General features: G+C 64.5%; 21 protein-coding genes. All 21 read right to left on the reverse strand.

Features of this window, described 5'->3' with window-relative positions:
- Nucleotide 1: 1 nt before the first annotated feature.
- The 21 genes from trbG to ROZ37_RS13560 all read right to left on the reverse strand — a co-directional run bounded on the left by trbG (nucleotide 2) and on the right by ROZ37_RS13560 (nucleotide 20,229).
- Entirely contained in the window at nucleotides 2–994 is a 993-nt protein-coding gene (gene trbG, locus ROZ37_RS13460) for a P-type conjugative transfer protein TrbG (RefSeq protein WP_023110634.1), read from the reverse strand.
- On the reverse strand, nucleotides 991–1,695 hold the full coding sequence (gene trbF, locus ROZ37_RS13465) for a conjugal transfer protein TrbF (RefSeq protein ID WP_023110635.1): 705 nt from the start codon (nucleotides 1,693–1,695) through the stop codon (nucleotides 991–993). Before trbF ends, trbG begins: the two co-directional genes overlap by 4 nt.
- A 17-nt stretch (nucleotides 1,696–1,712) precedes the next feature.
- On the reverse strand, nucleotides 1,713–3,089 hold the full coding sequence (gene trbL / locus ROZ37_RS13470) for a P-type conjugative transfer protein TrbL (RefSeq protein ID WP_023110636.1): 1,377 nt from the start codon (nucleotides 3,087–3,089) through the stop codon (nucleotides 1,713–1,715).
- The gene (locus tag ROZ37_RS13475) at nucleotides 3,086–3,418 is read right to left on the reverse strand and encodes a hypothetical protein (RefSeq protein ID WP_023110637.1); all 333 of its coding nucleotides are present in this window, start codon (nucleotides 3,416–3,418) and stop codon (nucleotides 3,086–3,088) included. Before ROZ37_RS13475 ends, trbL begins: the two co-directional genes overlap by 4 nt.
- Before the next feature lie 12 nt (nucleotides 3,419–3,430).
- Nucleotides 3,431–4,174: a P-type conjugative transfer protein TrbJ gene (trbJ, locus tag ROZ37_RS13480; RefSeq protein WP_023110638.1), complete on the reverse strand. Its 744-nt coding sequence runs from the start codon at nucleotides 4,172–4,174 to the stop codon at nucleotides 3,431–3,433.
- The gene (gene trbE, locus ROZ37_RS13485) at nucleotides 4,171–6,621 is read right to left on the reverse strand and encodes a conjugal transfer protein TrbE (RefSeq protein WP_023110639.1); all 2,451 of its coding nucleotides are present in this window, start codon (nucleotides 6,619–6,621) and stop codon (nucleotides 4,171–4,173) included. The genes trbJ and trbE overlap by 4 nt, the downstream gene beginning before the upstream one ends.
- Nucleotides 6,622–6,633: 12 nt before the next feature.
- Nucleotides 6,634–6,903, reverse strand: coding sequence for a VirB3 family type IV secretion system protein (locus ROZ37_RS13490; protein WP_023110640.1), 270 nt, complete (start codon nucleotides 6,901–6,903; stop codon nucleotides 6,634–6,636).
- A complete protein-coding gene (locus tag ROZ37_RS13495) occupies nucleotides 6,900–7,292 on the reverse strand; it encodes a TrbC/VirB2 family protein (protein ID WP_023110641.1) in 393 nt (130 codons plus the stop codon). The genes ROZ37_RS13490 and ROZ37_RS13495 overlap by 4 nt, the downstream gene beginning before the upstream one ends.
- Nucleotides 7,289–8,335 (reverse strand): P-type conjugative transfer ATPase TrbB, encoded by a 1,047-nt coding sequence (gene trbB / locus ROZ37_RS13500; protein ID WP_023110642.1) that lies wholly within the window; start codon nucleotides 8,333–8,335, stop codon nucleotides 7,289–7,291. The genes ROZ37_RS13495 and trbB overlap by 4 nt, the downstream gene beginning before the upstream one ends.
- Nucleotides 8,332–8,808: a hypothetical protein gene (locus ROZ37_RS13505; RefSeq protein WP_023110643.1), complete on the reverse strand. Its 477-nt coding sequence runs from the start codon at nucleotides 8,806–8,808 to the stop codon at nucleotides 8,332–8,334. The genes trbB and ROZ37_RS13505 overlap by 4 nt, the downstream gene beginning before the upstream one ends.
- Nucleotides 8,805–10,805: a conjugal transfer protein TraG gene (locus tag ROZ37_RS13510; protein ID WP_023110644.1), complete on the reverse strand. Its 2,001-nt coding sequence runs from the start codon at nucleotides 10,803–10,805 to the stop codon at nucleotides 8,805–8,807. The genes ROZ37_RS13505 and ROZ37_RS13510 overlap by 4 nt, the downstream gene beginning before the upstream one ends.
- Before the next feature lie 235 nt (nucleotides 10,806–11,040).
- Complete coding sequence (locus ROZ37_RS13515) at nucleotides 11,041–11,304, reverse strand: EexN family lipoprotein (RefSeq protein WP_023110645.1); 264 nt, start codon at nucleotides 11,302–11,304, stop codon at nucleotides 11,041–11,043.
- On the reverse strand, nucleotides 11,301–12,245 hold the full coding sequence (locus ROZ37_RS13520; protein ID WP_023110646.1) for a LysR family transcriptional regulator: 945 nt from the start codon (nucleotides 12,243–12,245) through the stop codon (nucleotides 11,301–11,303). Before ROZ37_RS13520 ends, ROZ37_RS13515 begins: the two co-directional genes overlap by 4 nt.
- Nucleotides 12,246–12,381: 136 nt before the next feature.
- Nucleotides 12,382–12,831 carry a hypothetical protein gene (locus ROZ37_RS13525; RefSeq protein ID WP_023110647.1) on the reverse strand — a complete coding sequence of 150 codons (450 nt, stop codon included), beginning with the start codon at nucleotides 12,829–12,831 and terminating at the stop codon, nucleotides 12,382–12,384.
- A gap of 30 nt (nucleotides 12,832–12,861) precedes the next feature.
- Nucleotides 12,862–13,143 (reverse strand): hypothetical protein, encoded by a 282-nt coding sequence (locus ROZ37_RS13530; protein ID WP_023110648.1) that lies wholly within the window; start codon nucleotides 13,141–13,143, stop codon nucleotides 12,862–12,864.
- A 109-nt stretch (nucleotides 13,144–13,252) separates the two neighbouring features.
- The gene (locus tag ROZ37_RS13535) at nucleotides 13,253–13,960 is read right to left on the reverse strand and encodes a hypothetical protein (protein ID WP_060092220.1); all 708 of its coding nucleotides are present in this window, start codon (nucleotides 13,958–13,960) and stop codon (nucleotides 13,253–13,255) included.
- 48 nt (nucleotides 13,961–14,008) lie between these two features.
- A complete protein-coding gene (locus tag ROZ37_RS13540) occupies nucleotides 14,009–14,617 on the reverse strand; it encodes a hypothetical protein (protein ID WP_063942009.1) in 609 nt (202 codons plus the stop codon).
- A 75-nt stretch (nucleotides 14,618–14,692) separates the two neighbouring features.
- Complete coding sequence (locus tag ROZ37_RS13545) at nucleotides 14,693–15,067, reverse strand: cupin domain-containing protein (protein ID WP_063942008.1); 375 nt, start codon at nucleotides 15,065–15,067, stop codon at nucleotides 14,693–14,695.
- The gene (locus tag ROZ37_RS13550; RefSeq protein ID WP_196484670.1) at nucleotides 15,064–15,846 is read right to left on the reverse strand and encodes a CerR family C-terminal domain-containing protein; all 783 of its coding nucleotides are present in this window, start codon (nucleotides 15,844–15,846) and stop codon (nucleotides 15,064–15,066) included. Before ROZ37_RS13550 ends, ROZ37_RS13545 begins: the two co-directional genes overlap by 4 nt.
- A 13-nt stretch (nucleotides 15,847–15,859) precedes the next feature.
- Nucleotides 15,860–18,487 (reverse strand): MGDG synthase family glycosyltransferase, encoded by a 2,628-nt coding sequence (locus ROZ37_RS22115; protein ID WP_074170636.1) that lies wholly within the window; start codon nucleotides 18,485–18,487, stop codon nucleotides 15,860–15,862.
- Nucleotides 18,484–20,229: an ABC1 kinase family protein gene (locus tag ROZ37_RS13560; RefSeq protein ID WP_012584376.1), complete on the reverse strand. Its 1,746-nt coding sequence runs from the start codon at nucleotides 20,227–20,229 to the stop codon at nucleotides 18,484–18,486. Before ROZ37_RS13560 ends, ROZ37_RS22115 begins: the two co-directional genes overlap by 4 nt.
- Between the last annotated feature and the right edge of the window lie 9 nt (nucleotides 20,230–20,238).

Below are 20,238 nucleotides of genomic sequence, written 5' to 3' on the forward strand. Positions count from 1 at the left end.
GTCAGTTCCTCCGCGCCACGCCATCGGTGCGCTCGATGCGTACCACGTCGCCGCCATCGCCGCCCAGGCGCAGTTCAGCCGCGCCGAACAGCCGATCCACGATGTAGTACGGCGAGCGGAAGCGGTAGTTCACCAGTTGCCCGTCGCCCTGCGCACCAATGACGAATAAGGGCGGCAATTCGCCTTGCGCGATGCCGGGCGGGAACTGGATATAGACCTTCTCGCCGTCGTCGAAGGCGCGCAGCGGCTTCCACGGCGGATTGCTACCGCTGACCGCGTAGCGGAAACGGATCTTCTCCAGCGACAAGCCAGTATCGACCGGCGCGGCGGCGCTGGCCGCCTGCGACTGGCGCTGCAAGGCCAGCATCCGGTCTTTCGGATAGTCCCAGGACACCGAGGCCATCCACGCCTTTTCCGTCGAGGTCAGTTCCAGCAGGTAGGTGCGTCGGCTGGTGGTGATGACCAGATTGGTTTTCAGGCCCGAGCGGATGGGCTTGACCAGCACATTGACGCGCAGCGCTTCGCCGCTGCCGCTGGACGTATCGCCCACGATCCAGCGCACGGTATCGCCAGCGGCGACCGTCATCAGTTCCTCGCCGGGCTGCAAGGAAACCACGGTCACGCGCCCCGGCGCGGCATAGACCTGATAGAGCGCGCCGTCCGTGAAGGGCCACACCTGAATCGCATTGACGTAGCCCTCGCGGGTCGGCGCGATGCGCGCCTCGGCGTTGGCGCGCGAAACGCGCACCTTCTCGTCGGCTGGCTCCGGCGCAGCCGGGGCCATATCGACCTCCGGCAGCGGCTTCAACTGCGCGGGCAGCGCCAGCGGCTCGGGGACGGCCACGACTTCGACCGGCTTGGGCGGCTCGGGCAGCGGTTGCGCCTGCACCGGCCCATCGAGCGAAATGACCGGAGGCGGCTTGCCCTGCGAGGCGCAGCCCGCAAGGGCAAGCAGGATCGACGGCAAAGCGTAAAAGCGGAAAGGCAGGTTCATGGCTTGGCTCCTTCGGAAGAATCCAGTTCGCGGCTCCACGCCAGGCCATTGACGTAGATGCCCAAGGGATTGCGGCGCAGGCGTTCTTCGGTGCGCGGGGTTTGCAGGACGATGGACACCACGGCCGTCCACCGCTCCAGCCCGGCGGCCGCGCCGTTGACATAGCGGCGTTCCGTCCAGCGCACGTTGAATGACGTGTCGCTTGCGCGGACGACACTGGTGATCTGCACCGTCACCGACTCCTTGCCGATGCGCGCGAACGGGTCATTGGTGCGGGCGTAATCGTTGAGCGCGGCCGCGCCTTTGTCGGTCGTGTAGTCGTAGGCGTCGAGCCAGTTCTGCCGCACGACGATGGGATCGACGGACAGCGAGCGAACCATCGTCACAAAGCGCGCCAAGTGGTGTGCGATCTGCGCATCGCCTGGCCGGTACGGCGTGGCGGCTTCGCCTACGGCGCGCACCTGGCCGGCTTCATCCACCTCGATGACATAGGGCGTGACGATGGACTGCGCCGAGCGCCACACCAGGCCACCGGCCATCAGCAGTGCCAGCACTAGACAACCGAACGCCATGAGACGCCAGTTCTTCGCCTGTACGCGGGCCGAGCCGATACGGTCGTCCCAAACTTGGGCGGCGGATTGGTATGGGGTGGCAGGCTGCGGCGTGTCGGCATAGCGCACCTGCGGTCGCTTGAATCGCATGGGTTTCTCCTTGAAGGTCAGGTATCGGAATCGCGCAGGCTCGGGCCTTGCCCGGAGCCGCCGCCGTCGCCCCCGCGAAGCGTGTGGGCGGCGGTGGTCGCGGCATGGGTGATTTGCTGGCGGCGGTGCATCCGCTTGGCCCAGGCGGGTTGTTCCTGCTTGGGCGAGCCGGCAGCACCGTCTGCTGCTTCGCCAGCGGCGGCCTGGCCTGCGCCAGCAGCGCCAGCGCCTGTGCCGTTCCAGCCGGCGCGGAATGAATCGGCCACCTTCTGCCCGGCAGCGGAAGCGCCAGACGCGGCGCGGCGGCCCGCCGCCTGTGCGCCCGTCTTGGCGACATTGCCTAGGCCAGCCGCTGCACCCCTGGCCCCGCCGCCAGCAGCGGCGGAACCGGCCTGGAACGCCGAGCGGGCGCTACCAGCCGCCGAGGTCGCGGCACGCGCACCCGCGCCGGCCAGCTTGGCGGCGGCCGGGGCCATGCGCGCTCCAGCCATGACCGCGCCGCCCACGCCAGTAGCGGCGGCGCCGATGGCAACACCCGTGCCGACAGCACCAACCGCCGCGCCGGCCATCGCGCCCGCGCCGAGTTGCGGCGCACCGGACACGAGGCCCGTGGCGATGCCGGGGCCGAAGATGCCGAGCGCCAGCAAGGCGAGCGAGGCCAGCATCACGACCAGCGCGTGGTCGATGGATGGCTCGTCGGGGTGAACCTGGAACTCCGTGAACAGGCCCGATCCGATGCCGACGATGACGGCCAGCACCAAGACCTTGATGCCTGACGACACCACGTTGCCGAGTACCTTTTCCGCCAGGAAGCTCGTCTTGTTCCAAAGCGCAAACGGGATCAGGACGAAGCCGGCCAGCGTCGTCAGCTTGAACTCGATCAGCGTGATGAAAAGCTGTACCGCGAGCACGAAGAAGCACAGGATCACCACCAGCCAGGCGAGGAACATCACCACGATGGGGTCGATGTTCACGAACACCTCGGGGAAGCCCGCCATGTCGCCGATCTGTTCCAAGATCGGCGCACCCGCGTCGATGCCGGTCTTTGCCAGTCGCCCCGGCTGAAGAAAGTTCTCCATCGTGATGGCCGAGCCGGTGGCAGTGATGCCCAAACCGGCGAACGAGCGGAACACGATGCTTGCCAGCCAGTTGAAGTTGCCGATGATGTAGGCGAAGGCGCCGACGTAGAGCACCTTGCGAACCAGTTTGGCGATCACGTCCTCGCCTTGGCCAGTCGCATGGCTCATGGCCCAGTACAGTCCCGCGATGGTCATGTCGATGACGATGAGCGTGGCCGTCAGGAACGCCACCTCGCCTTGCAGCAGTCCGAAACCGGAGTCGATGTAGCGCGAGAATGTATCGAGGAACTTGTCGATGATGGTCACGTCATTCATGGCGTGTCCTCCGTAGCGGCGAGCGGCGCATCACCAGCGTCATCGGTGGGCGTGTCGAAGCTCGCCGGGATCGGTGGCAGGTCGGCCAGCGAGCCGTATTCGTCCGGCCCGGTGTGGCCGGCGAAGAAGCGCCGCCGGAAGGCGTCGGCGGCGGCGCGGCAAGCGTCTTCGCCCACGGCCTGCCGGTCGGCCGCGCATTGCGCGCGTAGCGCCTTGAGCCGCACGGCATCGGCGGCCAAGGTCGCGGCCAGGTGTTCGGCCGGTTGCTGGCCGCACGCGGTCAGCAGCACGGCCAGCAACGAAACCGGCAGGACGTGAACGCATCGCATGGCCGCCTCCTGTCAGTTGTTGTAGAAGTTGACGGACTGCGGCGTGTACGGCGTGCCGGTGCCGAGGAAGCGCCGCCGCACTTCGCGGGCGCGCTCGGTGGCCGCCGCCTGCCGCGCCAGTTCCAGCGAGGCCGCCCGGTCTTGCGTGATCTGGAGCTGCTGGGCCTGGATGGACTGCTTGGCCTGCAAGGCGAGAAGCTGGTTCGTCGCCTGCATGGCTTGCAGCGCGCCGGTGGCCGACTGGCTCTGGCTCACGAGGTCGGCCAGTGCGCTTTCGTCTTGGGCCAGGTTCTGCGACACCTGCGCCTGCATCCGCATCGCGGTGTGCAGGCCGTTCAAGGTGTTCTTCCAACGCTCTTGCGCGTCGCGTAGCATCTGGTCGCCGCTCACCGTCGCTGCGTACTGCTCCGGGTACAGCCGGGCGAAGGTGGCATCCATGCTCTGCACGTCGTAGGCCAGGCCGCGTGCCTCGGTGATCAGGCGCTCGGTAGTCGCCAGTGTCGAGCGCAGGCGATTGACGATGTTGAAGTCGAGATTCGCTAAGTTGCGCGCTTGGTTCATCAACATCTGCGCTTCGTTCTGGAGCTGATTAATCTGGTTGTTGATCTGCTCCAGTGTGCGCACGGCGGTCAGCGTGTTCTGCACGAAGTTGGACGGGTCGAACACCGTCAGTGCGGATGCAGGCTGTGAGGCCAACAGCGACACCGACAGCACGGTGGCGAGCGAGGCAGACAGCAAACGGTGCTTGGTATTCATGGTGAAACCTCCAGTGGTGGGGAGTTGAGGAAAGAAGCCGCCGCCGGTGAGGACGGCAGCAGGTCGGCGGCCCAATCGAGGCCGCGATGGCGCAGCCACGCGCCGGCGAAGCCGGGAGCGCCGGCCTGCGTCAGCACGCGGTCGATGTCGCGTTGGTCTTGTGGTGTAGATGCGCCCGCAAAAGCGAGCGCGGCCGGCCCCAGGTCGAGGTCGAACAGGCGATTGCCCAGGCGCGATTGGTAGTAGTAATCGCGCTTGGGCTGCGCGGTAGCGACGATCTCGATTTGCCGACTGTTGAGGCCGAAGCCCTCGTAGATCGTGCGAATCTGAGGCTCTGTCGCCTGAGGGTTAGGGAGAAAAATCCGACTGGCGCAGCTTTCGATGATCGCGGGCGCGATGGTCGAGTCCTTGATGTCGGCCAGCGATTGCGTGGCGAAGATCACCGACACGTTTTTCTTGCGCAGCGTCTTGAGCCATTGCCGGATGCGCGCCGCGAAAGACGGCTCATCGAGGAACAACCAGGCTTCATCGAGGATCAGCAGCGTGGGCGCACCGTCGAAGCGCTCATCGAAGCGGGCGAACAGGTAGCGCAGCACCGCTTGCACGGCGGCGGGGCTGTGCATCAGTTCTTCCATCTCGAAGCCCTGCACGGCGGCCATGCCCAGCCGGTCGCGGTCGGCGTCCAGCAGCTTGCCGTGCGCGCCACCCAGTACATACGGCGACAGAGCCTGCCGCAGCGCGTTGGATTGCAGCAGCACGGAAAACCCGGTCAGCGTGCGTTGCTCCACCGGCGCACCGGCCAGGCTCCCCAGCGCCGACCAGATCGCCGCCTTCTCGTCCGGGCCGACGGTGACGCCTTCATGCAGAAGACGGCCTTCCACCCATTCGGCCGCCCAGGTGCGGTAGCCCTCGCCGTCGATGCGGGCGAGCGGCTGGAAGGCAATGCCGCCATCGGCTCCGAGATCGTAGTGCTCGCCGCCCAAGCCGAGAATGGTGGCTCGCATCGAGCGCCCCATGTCGAATGCGAAGATGCGCGAGCCGAAGTAGCGGCGGAACTGCATCGCCAAAATGGCGAGCAGTACCGACTTGCCCATGCCGGTCGGGCCAGCGACCAGCGTGTGGCCCACGTCGCCGATGTGCGTCACCAGCCGGAACGGCGTCGCGCCATCGGTGCGGGTGACGATCAGCGGCGGGCCGCCCAGGTGGTCGTTCTTCTCCGGCCCGGCCCATACCGCCGACAGCGGCATCATGTGCGCCAGGTTCAGCGTCGAGACGATGGGCTGGCGCACATTCGCATAGGCATTGCCGGGAATGGACGACAGCCAGGCATCGACCGCGTTCAAGGTTTCGGGGATGGTGACGAAGCCCCGGCCCTGGATGACGCGCTCCACCATGCGCAGCTTTTCATCGGCAGCGGCCGGGTCGGCGTCGAGCACCGTCACCGTGGCGGTGAGGTAGCCGAAGGCGACTTGATCGCTGCCCAGCTCCTGCAAGGCGGCATCGGCATCGGCCGCTTTGTTGCTGGCGTCGGTATCGACCAGCGGGCTTTCCTGCTGGAAGATGGTTTCGCGCAGCAGCGCCACCACGTTCTTGCGCTTGGCGAACCACTGGCGGCGCAGGCGGCCCAACTCCTTTTCCGCCTCGGCTTTGTCCATGCAGACAAAGCGCGTACTCCAGCGGTAGCCAAAGCCCAGGCGGTTGAGGTCGTCCAGCAGGCCCGGCCAGGTGGAAGTCGGAAAGCCCCGTACCGACACCACCCGCAGGTGCTGGTCGCCCAGCGTCGGCGCGAGGCCGCCGACCAGAGCGGAATCGGCCAGCAGCGCGTCGATATGGAACGGCACTTCCGGCACGCTCACGCGGTAGCGCCGCGTGGACACCGTGGCGTGCAGGTAGGTCAGCGTTTCAGCGTCATCGAGCCAGGCGATTTCCGGCATCACACCATCGAGCAGGTCAAAGACCCGATCCGTTTCCGCCACGAAGGCATCGAGCCGGCCGCGCCAGTCCACGCCGTCGCTGGGCGTGTTCTCGTAAAGTAGCTTGGCGGCGCGGGCGCGGGATTCCTCCGGCGGCAGGTAGGCCAGCGTCAGGTGATAGCCGCTCTCGAAGTGATGGCCCGATTCCTCGAACGCGGCACGGCGTTCTTCCTCCACCAGCCACGACAGTGGTTCGGGGAAGTCGGAACGCGGATAGTCGGCGGCGGGACGGCGCTCGGCCTCGATGAACAGTGCCCAGCCCGAACCCAGCCTGCGAAGCGCGTTGTTGAGCCGGGCCGAGGTGGCGATCAGTTCGCCTTGCGTGGCGCTGTCCAAGTCCGGTCCGCGAAAGCGCGCCGTGCGCTGGAAAGCGCCATCCTTGTTCAAGATGACGCCCGGCGCGATCAGCCCGGCCCAGGGAAGCCAGTCGGCCAGCAGCGCGGGCCGCTGGCGGTATTCGGCAAGGTTCAGCATGGCGGCATCCCCCTACACGTCCAGCAGCGGCTTGTGCTTGATGTGCCGGGCAAACACGACCATGAACTGCGGATCGACGCGCGCGCCCCACACCGCCAGCGAATGGCCGACGATCCAGAGCACCACGCCAGGAATCCAGAGTTGCAGGCCCAGTCCGACGGCGGCGGCCAGCGTGCCGTTCGCAATGGCGACCGTTCGCGGCGCACCGCCCATGAGGATCGGTTCGGTCAGCGAGCGATGCAGCGGCACCTCGAAGCCCGGAAGATCGTTGGCCGTACTCATACGACAGCCCCGCCGGAGAAGCTGAAGAAGCTCAAGAAGAACGAGGACGCAGCGAAGGCGATGGACAGGCCGAACACAATCTGGATCAGCTTGCGGAAGCCGCCCGACGTATCGCCGAAGGCGAGCGCGAGGCCCGTGGCGATGATGATGATGACCGCGACGATGCGCGCCACCGGCCCCTGAATCGACTCCAGAATGGATTGCAGCGGCCCTTCCCAGGGCATCGAGGAACCGGCGGCCTGTGCCGTGCCAGCCAGCAACAGCAGCAGCGCGGCCAGCAGCAGACCTTGCCCCGCCGGGTGGGCTAGGCTGCGCAGCCGCGCAAGGCTGGACAGGCGGGGAAGCGGATTTACGGAAAAGCGGAAAGCGTGAGCGTGCATCTGCGTCATGGCAGTTCTCCAGGTTGGTCAGGGGACGGAGAAGAAAGCGGCGGCAACTCGGGAAACGGCGTTTCCAGCGCGTCCGCCAGGCGATAGCCCATGCCGTCGAAGCCGACGACGCGGGCAATGCTTCCGACGCGGCGCTTGCGGCCACGTCCGGCGATGTGGATGACGACGTTGACCGCCTCGGCGATCAGCGCACGCGGCGGGTTCACCGCGACTTCGAGAATCAACTGTTCGAGGCGCAGCAATGCGCCCAGCGCGGAACCAGCGTGGATGGTGGCGATGCCGCCGGGGTGTCCCGTTCCCCACACTTTGATGAGGTCGAGGGCTTCGCCGCCGCGTACTTCGCCGACGATCACGCGGTCGGGGCGCAAGCGCATCGTGGCGCGCACCAGCTCGGTCATCGACACGACGCCGGCGCGGGTGCGCAGCGGTACATGGTCGCGGGCCGCGCATTGCAGCTCGATGGTGTCTTCGAGCACCAGCACGCGGTCGCCCGTGGCGGCGATCTCGGCCAGCAGCGCATTCGCCAGCGTGGTCTTGCCGCTGCTCGTGGCTCCGGCGATCAAGATATTCTGGCGCTCGCGCACGGCGCGGCGCAGGAAGTCCGCTTGGCTTGCGGTCAGGATGCCGTCGCTGACGTAGCGATCCAAGCCGATGATGCTCACGGCCCGCTTGCGCAGCGCGAAGGCCGGGCCAGGCGCGGCCGGCGGCAAGATGCCCTCGAACCGCTCGCCGGTTTCGGGTAACTCGGCGGTCAAGAGCGGTTGGCCGCGATGCACTTCCGCGCCGACGTGCGCGGCCACCAGGCGAATGATGCGTTCGCCATCGGCTTCGGGCAGTTCGACGCCCAGCGGCGTGCGGCCAGACGACAACCGATCCACCCATAGGGTGCGGTCGGGGTTGAGCATGATTTCCACCACGTCCGGGTCTTCCAGCGCGGCGGCGATCAGCGGCCCCATTGCCGTGCGCAGCATCTGGATGCGGCGATCCAGCGAGGTCGCGGCCGATGAACGGGGTTCGGGCGGGATCTGCGGGACGGCGCTCATGAGGCACGCTCCGCAGCACGTTCATGGGCTTCGGCCTGCGCCGCCGCGTCATCCATCCGCATTGGGTCGGGGTGCAGTTCCTCCACCACATCGCGCACCAGGCTGCGCCCGCGCAGCAGGTGGCGGCCCAACTGTTCAACGAACTGCTCGAAACGGGCCTTGCCCTGCGCGCGGGCCGCGTCCTGATGCGCTTCGGGCACCGGCGTGCTGACCGTCAGGAAGTAGCGCACGAACAGCGCCAGCGTTTCGATCTGGATGTTCTGGTCGCGCTCCAGTCGATCGGCCTGCCGCGACAGGCGATCCAGCCGCTTGGCGATGGCCGCCTCGCGCTGGTCGCCCGCGTCCGGCGACAGCCAGGACGCCAGCGCCGCCGCGACGATGGACGACTTGGACACGCCTTTCTTGGCGGCCAGTTCTTCCAGCCGCTTGGCGTGCTCGTGCTGGATGAACAGATTGAGGCGGTATTGGCTCATAGGTCGATTCCGTCGTTGGGGTCGAGGGAAGCCAGCCGGGCCGTGCGCTGCATGGCCGGGTCGAGCTGGCCGGGAAGCGGTAGCGGCAGGTCGTCGTCGTCATCGAGCAGCCCCAGGTCATTGCCTGCGGACAGCGGTTCGGGGCTGTATTCGGTAACTTCGGATAGCTCCGGCTGGCGGCGCGGGCCGCCGTCATCGGTGCCGCCCAGGTCGTCGGCGGATGCTGTGGCCGGCGCGGCGGGTACGGCCGGGATCGCCAGCCCGCTCCAGTCGTCGGGCCGCGATGGCGGCACGTCGGCGTACTGCCCGGTCGCCAGCGCGGGCGGCGGCAGCACACGGCGCTTGAAATTGGCGTCGGTGTAGTAGCGCAGCTTCTTCGCCTTGATCGGCGCGACGCTGGACACCATCACCACGGACTCATCCGGCGGAAGCTGCATCACTTCGCCGGGCGTCAGCAGCGGGCGCGCGGTTTCCTGCCGCGACACCATCAGATGCCCGAGCCACGGCGCGAGCCGGTGGCCCGCATAGTTGCGCTGCGCGCGCAGTTCGGTGGCGGTGCCGAGTGTTTCGGAAATCCTTTTCGCCGTGCGTTCGTCGTTCGTGGCGAACGTCACGCGGACGTGGCAGTTATCCAGAATCGAATGGTTCTGGCCGTAGGCTTTGTCGATCTGGTTGAGCGACTGAGCGATGAGGAAGCTACGGATGCCGTAGCCAGCCATGAAGGCCAGCGCGGACTCGAAGAAGTCGAGCCGGCCCAGCGCTGGAAATTCATCGAGCATCAGCAGCAGCTTGTGGCGGCGCTGGATGCCGTCGCTGCCGTCGAGCGATTCCGTCAAGCGCCTGCCGATCTGGTTCAGGATGAGCCGGATCAGCGGCTTGGTGCGACTGATGTCGGACGGCGGCACCACCAGATAAAGCGATACCGGGTGCTCGGTGGAAATCAGGTCGGCGATGCGCCAGTCGCAGCGCGACGTGACTTCGGCCACCGTAGGGTCGCGGTACAGGCCGAGGAACGACATGGCGGTGGAAAGGACGCCCGACCGCTCGTTGTCCGACTTGTTGAGCACTTCGCGCGCAGCGGACGCGACAACCTGGTGCGGTGTATCGCCCAAGTGCTTCGTCGTCATCATCCGGTGCAACGTCAGCTCGAACGGGCAAGCCGGGTCACTGAGGAAGTTGGCGACGCCGCGCAGCGTCTTGTCTTCGCCTGCGTAGAGCACATGCAGGATCGCGCCGACCAGCAGCGCGTGCGAAGTCTTTTCCCAATGGTTGCGGCGTTCGAGCGCGCCGTCGGGATCGACCAGAATATCGGCCACGTTCTGCACGTCGCGCACTTCATGCGCGCCGCGCCGCACTTCCAGCAACGGGTTGTAGGCCGCCGACTTCGCATCGGTCGGGTTGAACAGCAGGCAATGACTAAACCGCGAACGCCAGCCGGCGGTGAGCGTCCAGTTCTCGCCTTTGATGTCGTGGACTACGACGGACGCGGGCCAGCTCAACAAAGTGGGCACCACCAGTCCCACGCCCTTGCCGCTGCGAGTGGGCGCGAAGGTCAGGACGTGTTCCGGGCCTTCGTGCCGGAGGTACTGCCCGCGATGCAGGCCGAGGAAAACGCCGGCCGGCTGAGTCAGCCCGGCTTTGCGAACGTCATCCGCATCGGCCCAGCGTGCCGAACCGTAGGTAGTGACCAGGCGCGACTGCCGCGAGCGCCACACCGACATGGCGATGGCGACCACCACGGCTACCAGGCCGCTGCCGCCTGCAATCGCGCCACCTATGTCGAAGACGTGCGGCGCGTAGGCATCGAAGAAGAACCACCACTCGAACAGCCGCCAGGGGTGATAGACCGGCGTTCCAAAGAAGTCGAACCACGGCGAGCCAAGGCGTAGTTGATAGCCCAGGGCGGCGGCTGTCCATTGCGTTGCACTCCACACACCGGCGATCACGATGCCGAAGACGGCGGCGATCTGCCCGAACAGCACGCCCTGAGCTTGCATTCACTGGCCTCCGATTTCCCCTGCGCTGATTCCTCGTCAGAAAGCGGCACAAGGACGTGCCGCATAGCGCGAGGATCAGTGCCGAGTCAGTGCCGGTCAAAGACCGTTATCGGAAGCAAGATGATGAAAAAAACAAGGTTTCAGGCTGCGAAGAAACCAATAAAAACGCCGCAGGCGCGAGCGCGCTGCGGCGTGTTTGCAAAGAAGGGCAGGATTTATTGCAGAGAACTGACGATCAGAACTTCGGTGGCGTTTCCGATGGTGTGTAGGGCGTCTTTCCGTCGCCGTAGAACCGCTTGCGCGTGGCCTCGGCAACGCGATTGCACAACACGTCGCCAAGCATTACGCGGTCGGTCTTGCATTGCTGGCGCAACTCCTTCAGCCGCGACGGATCGGCGGCCAACTCATCCACGGTCGGCACGTTGGCCTGCTTGGGGGCCTCAGACGGGCCACAAGCGGTTAGCAGCACGACCAGCAGGAACAGGATGGATTTCTTCATAGGTCGGTTTCCTCCTGGAGATCAGGTTCAGGTGGTAGAGCGGACCTCATGCCTTCGGACAAATCGATGGCTTGCACCCGCTCGATGAATCGGGACAGCACTTCCGAAATCTCGCCTTCGCGCCGCAGCAGGTAGGTCAGCAGCATGGGCGAACGTCCCGCCAAGGGTCGAGCTACTACGCCGGGCTCCCGGCTTGCCGCGATGTGCGGGCCGCCTGCCAGTCCCAAGGCGAAGCCGGCTGAAACCACCACCATCATCAGCTCGAACGAGGCGACGCGCTCGACGATCAGCGGTTCCCGGTCAGAGCGGCGCAGAACACGCTCGACTTGTCGCGCGAGGCCCTCGCACGCCTGCGGGTCGCATAGCACGAGAGGAAAGTGCAGCACTTCATCCAGTGGAATTCGCTTGTGCTTCAGTAGATGGTGCCGCGCCGGCACCGCCACCATCAGCGGGTCGCTCCACACTGCGTCAGCCGCGATGCCATCGCCCACTTCATCGGACTGTGCAAAGCCCACGTCATACAGATCGTCTTGCAACCCCTTGATCTGCTGTGACAGCGGCACTTGGAACAATCGAATCTCAACCTCGGGTTCCTCCTGCCGACACATCGCCAGCAAGGTCGGCAAGCGTGAGGGCGTGATGCCATCGGACAGCGCAATGCGCAATTGGCCGTGGAAGCCACTGGCTGCCGCCTTCACGCTGTCGCGGGCCTGCTGCAAGGCGGAGAACACACGCGGCACGTGCTCCAGAAACAGTCTGCCGGCCCGCGTCAGACGTGTGCTGCGGCTAGTACGGACGAACAACTGCTCGCCCAGGTCTTCTTCCAGTTCCTTGATGGTGCGCGATAGCGGCGACTGCTCGATGTGCAGCCGCTCGGCCGCACGGGCGAAGTGGAGTTCTTCGGCCACGGCCAGAAAGCAGCGCAAGTGACGAAGTTCCATGTGTCCCCTTCCTCACTGGGTGGCTGGCAAATCCTTGCCGTGATAACTGAGTTCCGCGTTGGCACAGATCTACGTCTCGCGGTGCGTTCTTCTTGTGAGTACTCACCGGCACAGCCGGTCGGTTGCGCCCCGTTCTTTAAGGCTTTCGAGAAGCCAGGAGCTTGCGAAGCGCGCCCAGCATGCCAACGCCAAGAGTCAAGCTGCTGCCAAGATTCTCGATGCGGTGGCCGGCTGCGGTGGCCAGTTGCACGATGCCTTGCGTATCGGCCGTGACTGTTTCAAGCGCGGCGGCCTCCATTTCGGCAAGTGCCTCCAGTTCAGGGGAATGTGGCTCATGCAAGGTGTAACCCAGCAAAATGAGCGCCGCCACCAAGTAAAGGGTAGCGATTGCCAGTGTTGCCCCGAGATCACCGAGAGGAGCTTTGATGGCCAGGAACAGCGCATAAGTCGCCAGCCCGGAGGTGGCGATGAACGCCGCGATAGCCAGTGCGGCGGTGATACTGCGCCGAATGAGCTGTCGAAGCAGGACTTGGCGGCGCAGCAATGCTATGCGGCCGTAGAGTTTTGCAGAGTTGAGAGTCGACATAGGAGACCTTTCAAGGAAAGCACAAATCGGTTATCGAGCCTGGTAACCGATGACGACGCCCGCAGCCAGGCCGATGCCAAGCGCGGCCAGCGCCGTCAAGCGCGGGTGCCTATTCAGATCGTCCGCAAACTCGTCAAGGGTTTCGTTTACAGCTTTCAAGAAAGCGTCGGCATCGTGTAATTGAGAACGTGCTTCGCTGACGCAGCTCACTTCTTCGGTGGGGGGCGGGGCTTCATCTTGCGGCTTCGTCCGTTGGCGAGCTTGCTCGGCGATCTCTACGCCAAGGGCTTTGATTTCACTTGTCAGATTCATCGCCTTTCCCCTTCAATAGAATTTTCCGGCTGTCACCTTCCCATGCATCTGCACATGCGCCAGAGACGAGAATGCGCAGGACATGCCTGCGTCTCCGGCATTAGGGAAATTACTTTTTGGCCTCGTCGATGGACTGGCGGATAGACGCATAGGTTTCGGAGAAAAGCCGCTGGGCTTCCCCATAGCTCTTTTTCGTGGTCTCCCATACCTCGGACGAGGCTTTCGAGACCCGGGCCTTGGTCTCCTCCACATCTGCATTCAGTGCAGCAATACGCCCTTCAATGGCTGCGCGCTGATCCGCCGCGAGCTTGGCCGCGTCGGCACGCAATCCAGCAAGCGCTTTCTGCTGCGCATTCAGTTCCGCCTCCAGTACGGCACGCTGCGTAGCGATGCTGGCCTTGCTTTCCTCAAGATATTTGTCTCGGGTGGCCTGGAAGGTGGCCCAATCGTTGTCAAGTGCCTGACGTGCTTCGGCGATCTGGGCATCGCTCCAGTTCTTTGCGTTGGCTGCGGCATCTTGAGCCCGGTGGCGATAGGTATCCCGCTGCTTGCGCAGGTCCGCCAACGCCGCATCGGCCTTGGTGCGCGCCTCGCCCCGGAGCCTGCTGGCGTCTTTTTCCAGGGCAGTAATGTTGGCATCAAGCTGGGCCAGCCGATCCTGCGACCACGCCAGTGCTTGGTGAACCCTTGAGGGCTCCTTCTGTGCGGCGGCTGAATCGGCCTGTGCTTCTGCATTCTGTGCCAAGGCGGGAGGAGCTGACAGCAACGCTGTCTGAGCAAGCAGCGCCAAGGCGATTGTGGAAAAGCGAAGTTTCATGGTGATTTCTCCTGATAAGCCAAAGTAAAAGCAACGTGGCGCCTAGGTTCAAAGAACCTTGGAAAAGGCATCCTTGATCTTCTGGACCGTGACGTCGTGAGCTGCCTTGGCATTGGTGAACCCCTGCTTGACGGCACGCCAGGATTCATCGCCGGCGTCCTTGACCTCACCGATACGTGCCTGAAATTTCTCGGCCTCAGTGGAAAGGTGATCGAACGCGGCATCGAGTTCGCCGCGGGCTTTCTCGACGGCATCGGCCGCCTGGTCACGCAACTCCTTCAGGGAGTTTTGCCACGCTTCCCGCTGTGCGTGCGCACGGACGACGACGATGCTGCGCGTGGTTTTCACCTGATCGCCGGTCGTGGCGACAAACTGCTGAAGGGCGGACTCGACCTCGATCCATTCGGCTTCGAGCTTGTCCTGAATTTCGCCCGCTTCCTGCTTCGCGGTGTCCGCTTGGGCGCGCAGATCATCGTAGTACTGCTGCAGCTTCGCGCGGGATGCCGCGAGGCGTGCGCGGGCTGCGTCGGCTTGCTTGCGGGCATCCTCCTTGATATCGGCGGCCGATTTTTCGACCTCGGAAAGAATGGCATCGGCCTCATCGAGGCGTTGTTTCACCCATGCGATGGTTTGGTGTGCGTAGGATTGGAGAGTCATGATGTATTTCCTTTCAGTTGAGAGCGATTGATGGAATCAAAAAGGGAGGGGCCTGTTTTCTTGTCCGCGCCGTCATCAGCAGGACGAACAGTCAGCAGGTTTCAACTTTTGCTGCAATCCAAGGAAGTCTGGGTCATCCAGGAACATGACCTCGGCGTAGCCGGCTTCGATCCGGACCGAATGCTCGACTCCAGGCGGGAGGTAGTATTGGTCCCCTTTCTCGTAAGTACGACTTGAACCATCCATCTTGATGTGAATTCGACCTTCCAGGACGACGGCCCATTGCGCCGCATGGGCATGCGGCGGGTAGTCCAGATCGATTTCTGACTTGAGGAACCACACCTCGTGCGTGCCTGCGTGCGAGATGAAAATCTTGACGCCCGGGATCGGCAATCCAGCTTCAGGGAGTTGCTCGACAATCTCAGGAAAGGCGTAGGATTGGAGAGTCATGATGTATTTCCTTTCAGTTGAGAGCGATTGATGGAATCAAAAAGGGAGGGGCCTGTTTTTTGGTCCGCGCCGTCATCAGCCGACCAAACAGTAAGAAAGCCGCTTCGGCAGAGATCGTGGACCATGTCCGTGATTTGCTTGGTGGCTTCGTTCCGAATGCTTTTCCAGTCCATGCCACGGAGCATCACGCCGCGCAGAAACCTGAAACTGAAAATTGCCGTCAGAATTGCGATAACGCGCATCCGCAGCGCCTCGTCATCGGAAGATCGGCCGCTAAACTGGCTGGCGGCATGTACTAGACGCTTCTGCAGCGGAGCGATCGCGCGTTCATGAATCAGGGCGAAGGCGTCGTCGTTGTCGTAAGCGCAGCGGGCCACGAATGCCGTCCAGGCATGCGGCTCGGCCTCGTCCAGCATGGTGTGGAGCACTTGGATCAGTGCGCGTTCGAAGCGAACGGAAAGCTCGATGTCCGGCGTATCGTCGAGCAAGGCTGCGGCTTCCGCGAAGCGATTGGCCGCATATTCGGCGATCATCTCCGCTGCGGCCAGATAGAGTTCCTTCTTGCTGCCGAAATGGTAGGGAATGGCCGACAGCGTGGTTTTGGCCGCCTGGGCCAAGGCGCGTGTGGTTGCCCCCTCGTAGCCAACGGCAGCGACAACGTCAATCGTTGCTTCGATCAACTGCGATCGGGTCTTGGCACTGCGCGCCTCGTGGCCGCTGGTTGTTTCGGCATGATTTGGCATACATCCTCCGACTGTTCCGATAAAGACATAGTTCATACGAACGATCTTTTCAATGGTAATGGAACTGCGAAAAATCGGGTGCCTCATGGTCAGTGGCAACGGTCATGGTGGGCTCTTCCAGGTCACCAAGCGTCAAACGCGCGGCCGGATCAGCTTCGAGAGGATGCGCACCGTGCTCTTTCGCATCGCCGTTAAGCTCGACTTCGCCCGGATCAACCCGCATGCCGCTGAACCCACTCGTCCCCCCGCTGCGAGGGTGCGACCGCGCACTGGTGCGAGCGAGCGCCGCTATCCTGTGCCACCAGGCGGGCAGGAGCGCCCACGCAGTACCGGTAGGTACGAGTTCACGTCCCAGCGTCGACTCGAACGCCCGAAGCCGCGCAAGGTATGACCGCACGTGGCGCGACTCCAAACGCTGCGGGTTAATCCGCCCGTAGTCCTCCACGAGCCGGGTGAACAGCGCGCGCAGGCGATCGGTGCGGGGATGCAAGTCATCTTCGACGTGCTCGGTGGCGAGTCGGGCGAGCTGGAGCCCGCGGTCGGCGAGACGGTGGAACTCCTGTGCGGCGGGGAAGCTGCCCAGGCGTTCGATCCGCTTGAGCGGCAGTTTCACGTATACCGCGAGCAGACGCCGCAAATCGGCGCGGATGGCCTGCGCCAGCGCCAAATGAGGACGGCTGGTCAAGGAGGAGTGCGCAGATTCCGAAGCTGGCCAGCATGCCCGCAGGTTCTCCACGTAGAGCCGCCGGTCGCCGAAGTAACCGGTGACCTGCCGGGTCGCTGCCTGCTCAAGCGCATCCCGCGGTGCATCGCTCAGGACGCGCGCCATCGAGCGCAATGGCTGCCCGACCGACAGCGGAAAACGGGAGAAGCGGTAGCTTGCCTGCGTTCCAGGCAGCAATCGGTAGGCCACCAGTTCTTCCCGCAAGGAAGTATCGGCCTCGAAGTGCGCCCGCATCCGCTCGAACAAATCCAGCGGCATGCTCGGCAGACCCGCCCGGTCGTACAAGGAGCGGTCGTCGTAGCCACCGGCGGCGAGAATTCGCGCAACCACGTCGGCGCAATTGAGATCGCTCCTGCTCCAGCGCAGGCTTGCGTCCCGGAATCCGTTTTCGATGCGGTGGGCCTCGGCCACCATCGCCGCACGGCGCTCGGCGGGAATGCCCTGGACCCGCAGCCCGAGCGTCTCACGGCCATAGGCCATGCCGTAGGTGTTGGTGTGAACTTGCGAACGGGACGGACGATGGATGCCGTACAGGTAGTCCGCCAGGCTCACGTGCTGCAGGAAGTTCGGGTCGACGGACGGGTCCGCGATGTAGTTCGCGCTGTAGACGGTGTCGCCGATGCGCACGGCAAGATGCCCGAACGGGTTTTCGAGAACGACCCGTTGCGGCGTTTTGGACGTGGCGTAGGACAACAGCAGCTCGACCTCTGCCGGTGCTTCGGAATCCAGTTGCGCCAGCGCCTGATCGATGCCCTGGACGGGCGCGCCGTTCTCGACGCCATAGCCGGGCAGCGGGCGGCCTGGCCGGAAGCCATCGTCCAGCGCAAACCGCACGATGCTCGCGATGTCGATGCCCTGCCGGAACTCCTGCTGGGCTCGCAGCATGGCCTCGCGCTCGGCAGGGTCGCCCAGCAGTTCCATCACGGATCTGCCCGCATCGTCGGCGCTGGCCGCGAACCGGGCCAGGCCCTGGCGCAGGAACAGCGCGGCGTTTTCGCGTTCATGCCCGCTGATCACGTCGAGCAGCACGGTCGGCACCCCGAGGGCAAAAGCCTCTGCGGGCGTCATCCCGCCGGCCTTGGTGACCAGGATGTCGGTGGCTGCCATGCACGACGCCATCTCGCTGCGCGGCAGCAGCCCCAGCGGCTTCAACGTCACCGTGTCCGGCAGCCTTTCGCGCAGATCGGCAAGCGCCTCGTATTGCCGCGTATTCGTGCCGCACACTGCGATGATCTGCAGGCGGCCCGGGCGGCGGCGAACGATGCTTTCGACGACCCCCAGATAGTCGCCCGCTCCTTCCTTGCCGCCGGTCAGCAGCAGTGTCGGCACCTCCAACGACAGCCCAAGGCCCTGGAGCGTGGCACGGCGGGCGTCGGCGGATGCCGCGGGAATCCGCACCGGCATGCCGCTGGTAACGATTTTATCGGCCGGAACGCCTGCGGCCAGCCAGCGCGTTTTCAGTTCCGGGTGGGCAAGAAAGGTACGGTCGATCCGCTTGGAGATGCGCGGGAAATAGCCCTCGAAGAAATCCGTATGCAGCCAACCGATTCTCGTGTCGGACAGCAGTCCTTTTTCCCGCAAGGTTCCCAGCACTTGGGCCGCCCCGTAATGGCTGGCGAGAACGGCATCAGGCCGCTGCGCGGTCAAGTAGGCCGATACGCTTTCTTCTGGATAATCGTTGGGCAGCATCGACAGCGAGGCCACACGGCTGCCGCGCGCCTGCATCGTACGGAACAGACTCTCGAAGCACTCCGGCAGATGGTTGGCGACGAACCAGTACAGGCGCTCGTCAACCCGTCGCCACACCGGATGCATGAACGTGCGGATGTCCTGCATCAGCACCCGGGTCGCCGGAGATTGCCGCCGTATCTCGTCCTGAATGGATTGCGCGGCACTGATGTGTCCGTATCCGATGGAAGAATAGAAGATGACGACCTTCCCGGTGGTGCTCATCGTCCTCTCCCGCTGCGCAGAATGGAAAGCAGAAGCCATAGGCTGCCGACTGTCGCGCCAAGGAATCCGAGAAAGCCAAAGACCGGCAACCCCAGGAGCGTCGGCCCTCCCGACACGGTCATGACGATGGACGAACCGACGATGAGCGCGGCGACGACGATCCCGATCACCAGACGGTTGGCGGCATTGTCGAGCTGATCGCCGACCCGTCTCAGATGGGTGACGTCGATGTGTACTTCCAGGCGACCGCGGCGGGCGGCTCGCAGCAACCGGGAGATGTCCTGGGGCAAGCCAGCCAACAACGAGAAGATGTCACCGGCCGCCCGCCGCCCCCGTCTGAGCAGCGCTGCCGGGGAGTAGCGCGCGTGCATGGCACGCTCCAGCAGCGGCAGTGCCTGGTTGGCCATGTCGAAACCGGGATCGAGTTCACGGCCCAAGCCTTCCAGTGTGACGAAGGCTTTGACCAGCAGGGACAGATCGTTGGGCAGGGCGAGGTGATGCTGGCGCGGGATCGCCACGAGGTCGGACAACATTACGCTCAACCGCAGTTGCTTCAGTGGCACGCCGTGGTAGCGATCTATGAAAGACTGGACTTCCGACAACAGATCCTGCTCATTTGCCACACCGTCGCTCGTCCATTCGAGCATGACGTCGACGACGCTGCGGGCGTCGTTCCTCACCAGCCCCAGCAGCAGGCGGATCAACTGGTCGCGGCGTTCCTCCTCCAGCCTGCCAACCATGCCAAAGTCGATGAAGGCGATTCGATTGCCCGGCAAATAGAACACGTTGCCCGGATGGGGGTCAGCGTGAAACACCCCGTCCTCGACGATCATCTTCAGTACGGCATTGGCGCCACGCCGTGCGAGCATCTTGCGGTCCAGGCCAGCCTGATCTACGGCCTGAAGCCTGCGCCCGGAAATACCACCAATGAATTCCTGTACGCAGACCCGCTCGCCGGTCCACTGCCAATACACGCGGGGAATGACGATGATGGGATGTGCGCCATCCGCGTCCGGCTTCTCCTCGCCCGGGACGACAGGAGGAGAGTCCTGATCGGTATAGCCGGTGAAGTTCTCGGCGATGCGTTCGGCATTGCGGCATTCGCCGGCGAAATCGAGTTCATTGCGCAGCGACTGGCCGAACTGGCGCACCATCTCGCGCGGATGCAGGACGCGCCATTCCGCGCTCTCCGTCTCAGCGAGTTCGGCCAAGCGCGCAAGCCAGCGCAGATCGGCTTCCAGAATGGGCCGAATGCCGGGCCTGCGCACCTTGACCACGACTTCGCTGCCATCGTCGAGACGCGCCCGATGCACCTGCGCAATGGAAGCGGCCGCCAAGGGCTCGGGATCGAAGGCCGCGAAGATTTCCTCGGGCGGCGCGCCGAGGTCTTCGGTGAGCTGCTGATGTACGGCTGCCCAGGGAGCGGGCGGCGCGCTGTCCTGTAATTTCCCGAATTCGGCGGTCCACTCGGGTTCGAGTAGATCGACCCGGGTAGCGAGCACCTGGCCGAGTTTGACGAAAGTCGGCCCCATCTCCTCCAGCGCCCGCCGCACTCGTTCAGGGGGCGTCATGTGGGCGAAGTCTGTCGCTTCGTTCCAGTGCAGTGCCGTCCCCGCCCGCTCCAAGGCGTTGGACAGCCCCATCCGGCGCACCATGTCGCCAAACCCGTAGCGGATCAGGATCGAGGCGATTTCGTGCAAACGCCGTAGATCACGCATCGCGGTCAGTGCCTGCCAGAGCATTGCGCCTCC

The sequence above is a fragment of the Aromatoleum sp. genome (genome assembly GCF_032027225.1).
GTDB lineage: Bacteria > Pseudomonadota > Gammaproteobacteria > Burkholderiales > Rhodocyclaceae > Aromatoleum.

What these genes read in the sequence shown, in the direction of transcription:
- ROZ37_RS13540 (WP_063942009.1), bottom strand. Translation starts at nt 14,617, where the DNA reads ATGACTCTCCAATCCTACGCACACCAAACCATCGCATGGGTGAAACAA.
- trbF (WP_023110635.1), bottom strand. Translation starts at nt 1,695, where the DNA reads ATGCGATTCAAGCGACCGCAGGTGCGCTATGCCGACACGCCGCAGCCT.
- ROZ37_RS13535 (WP_060092220.1), bottom strand. Translation starts at nt 13,960, where the DNA reads ATGAAACTTCGCTTTTCCACAATCGCCTTGGCGCTGCTTGCTCAGACA.
- ROZ37_RS13550 (WP_196484670.1), bottom strand. Translation starts at nt 15,846, where the DNA reads ATGAACTATGTCTTTATCGGAACAGTCGGAGGATGTATGCCAAATCAT.
- trbJ (WP_023110638.1), bottom strand. Translation starts at nt 4,174, where the DNA reads ATGAATACCAAGCACCGTTTGCTGTCTGCCTCGCTCGCCACCGTGCTG.
- trbL (WP_023110636.1), bottom strand. Translation starts at nt 3,089, where the DNA reads ATGAATGACGTGACCATCATCGACAAGTTCCTCGATACATTCTCGCGC.
- ROZ37_RS13545 (WP_063942008.1), bottom strand. Translation starts at nt 15,067, where the DNA reads ATGACTCTCCAATCCTACGCCTTTCCTGAGATTGTCGAGCAACTCCCT.
- trbG (WP_023110634.1), bottom strand. Translation starts at nt 994, where the DNA reads ATGAACCTGCCTTTCCGCTTTTACGCTTTGCCGTCGATCCTGCTTGCC.
- ROZ37_RS13475 (WP_023110637.1), bottom strand. Translation starts at nt 3,418, where the DNA reads ATGCGATGCGTTCACGTCCTGCCGGTTTCGTTGCTGGCCGTGCTGCTG.
- ROZ37_RS13525 (WP_023110647.1), bottom strand. Translation starts at nt 12,831, where the DNA reads ATGTCGACTCTCAACTCTGCAAAACTCTACGGCCGCATAGCATTGCTG.
- ROZ37_RS13490 (WP_023110640.1), bottom strand. Translation starts at nt 6,903, where the DNA reads ATGAGTACGGCCAACGATCTTCCGGGCTTCGAGGTGCCGCTGCATCGC.
- ROZ37_RS13510 (WP_023110644.1), bottom strand. Translation starts at nt 10,805, where the DNA reads ATGCAAGCTCAGGGCGTGCTGTTCGGGCAGATCGCCGCCGTCTTCGGC.
- ROZ37_RS13560 (WP_012584376.1), bottom strand. Translation starts at nt 20,229, where the DNA reads ATGCTCTGGCAGGCACTGACCGCGATGCGTGATCTACGGCGTTTGCAC.
- ROZ37_RS13520 (WP_023110646.1), bottom strand. Translation starts at nt 12,245, where the DNA reads ATGGAACTTCGTCACTTGCGCTGCTTTCTGGCCGTGGCCGAAGAACTC.
- ROZ37_RS13530 (WP_023110648.1), bottom strand. Translation starts at nt 13,143, where the DNA reads ATGAATCTGACAAGTGAAATCAAAGCCCTTGGCGTAGAGATCGCCGAG.
- trbB (WP_023110642.1), bottom strand. Translation starts at nt 8,335, where the DNA reads ATGAGCGCCGTCCCGCAGATCCCGCCCGAACCCCGTTCATCGGCCGCG.
- ROZ37_RS13515 (WP_023110645.1), bottom strand. Translation starts at nt 11,304, where the DNA reads ATGAAGAAATCCATCCTGTTCCTGCTGGTCGTGCTGCTAACCGCTTGT.
- ROZ37_RS13505 (WP_023110643.1), bottom strand. Translation starts at nt 8,808, where the DNA reads ATGAGCCAATACCGCCTCAATCTGTTCATCCAGCACGAGCACGCCAAG.
- ROZ37_RS22115 (WP_074170636.1), bottom strand. Translation starts at nt 18,487, where the DNA reads ATGAGCACCACCGGGAAGGTCGTCATCTTCTATTCTTCCATCGGATAC.
- trbE (WP_023110639.1), bottom strand. Translation starts at nt 6,621, where the DNA reads ATGCTGAACCTTGCCGAATACCGCCAGCGGCCCGCGCTGCTGGCCGAC.
- ROZ37_RS13495 (WP_023110641.1), bottom strand. Translation starts at nt 7,292, where the DNA reads ATGACGCAGATGCACGCTCACGCTTTCCGCTTTTCCGTAAATCCGCTT.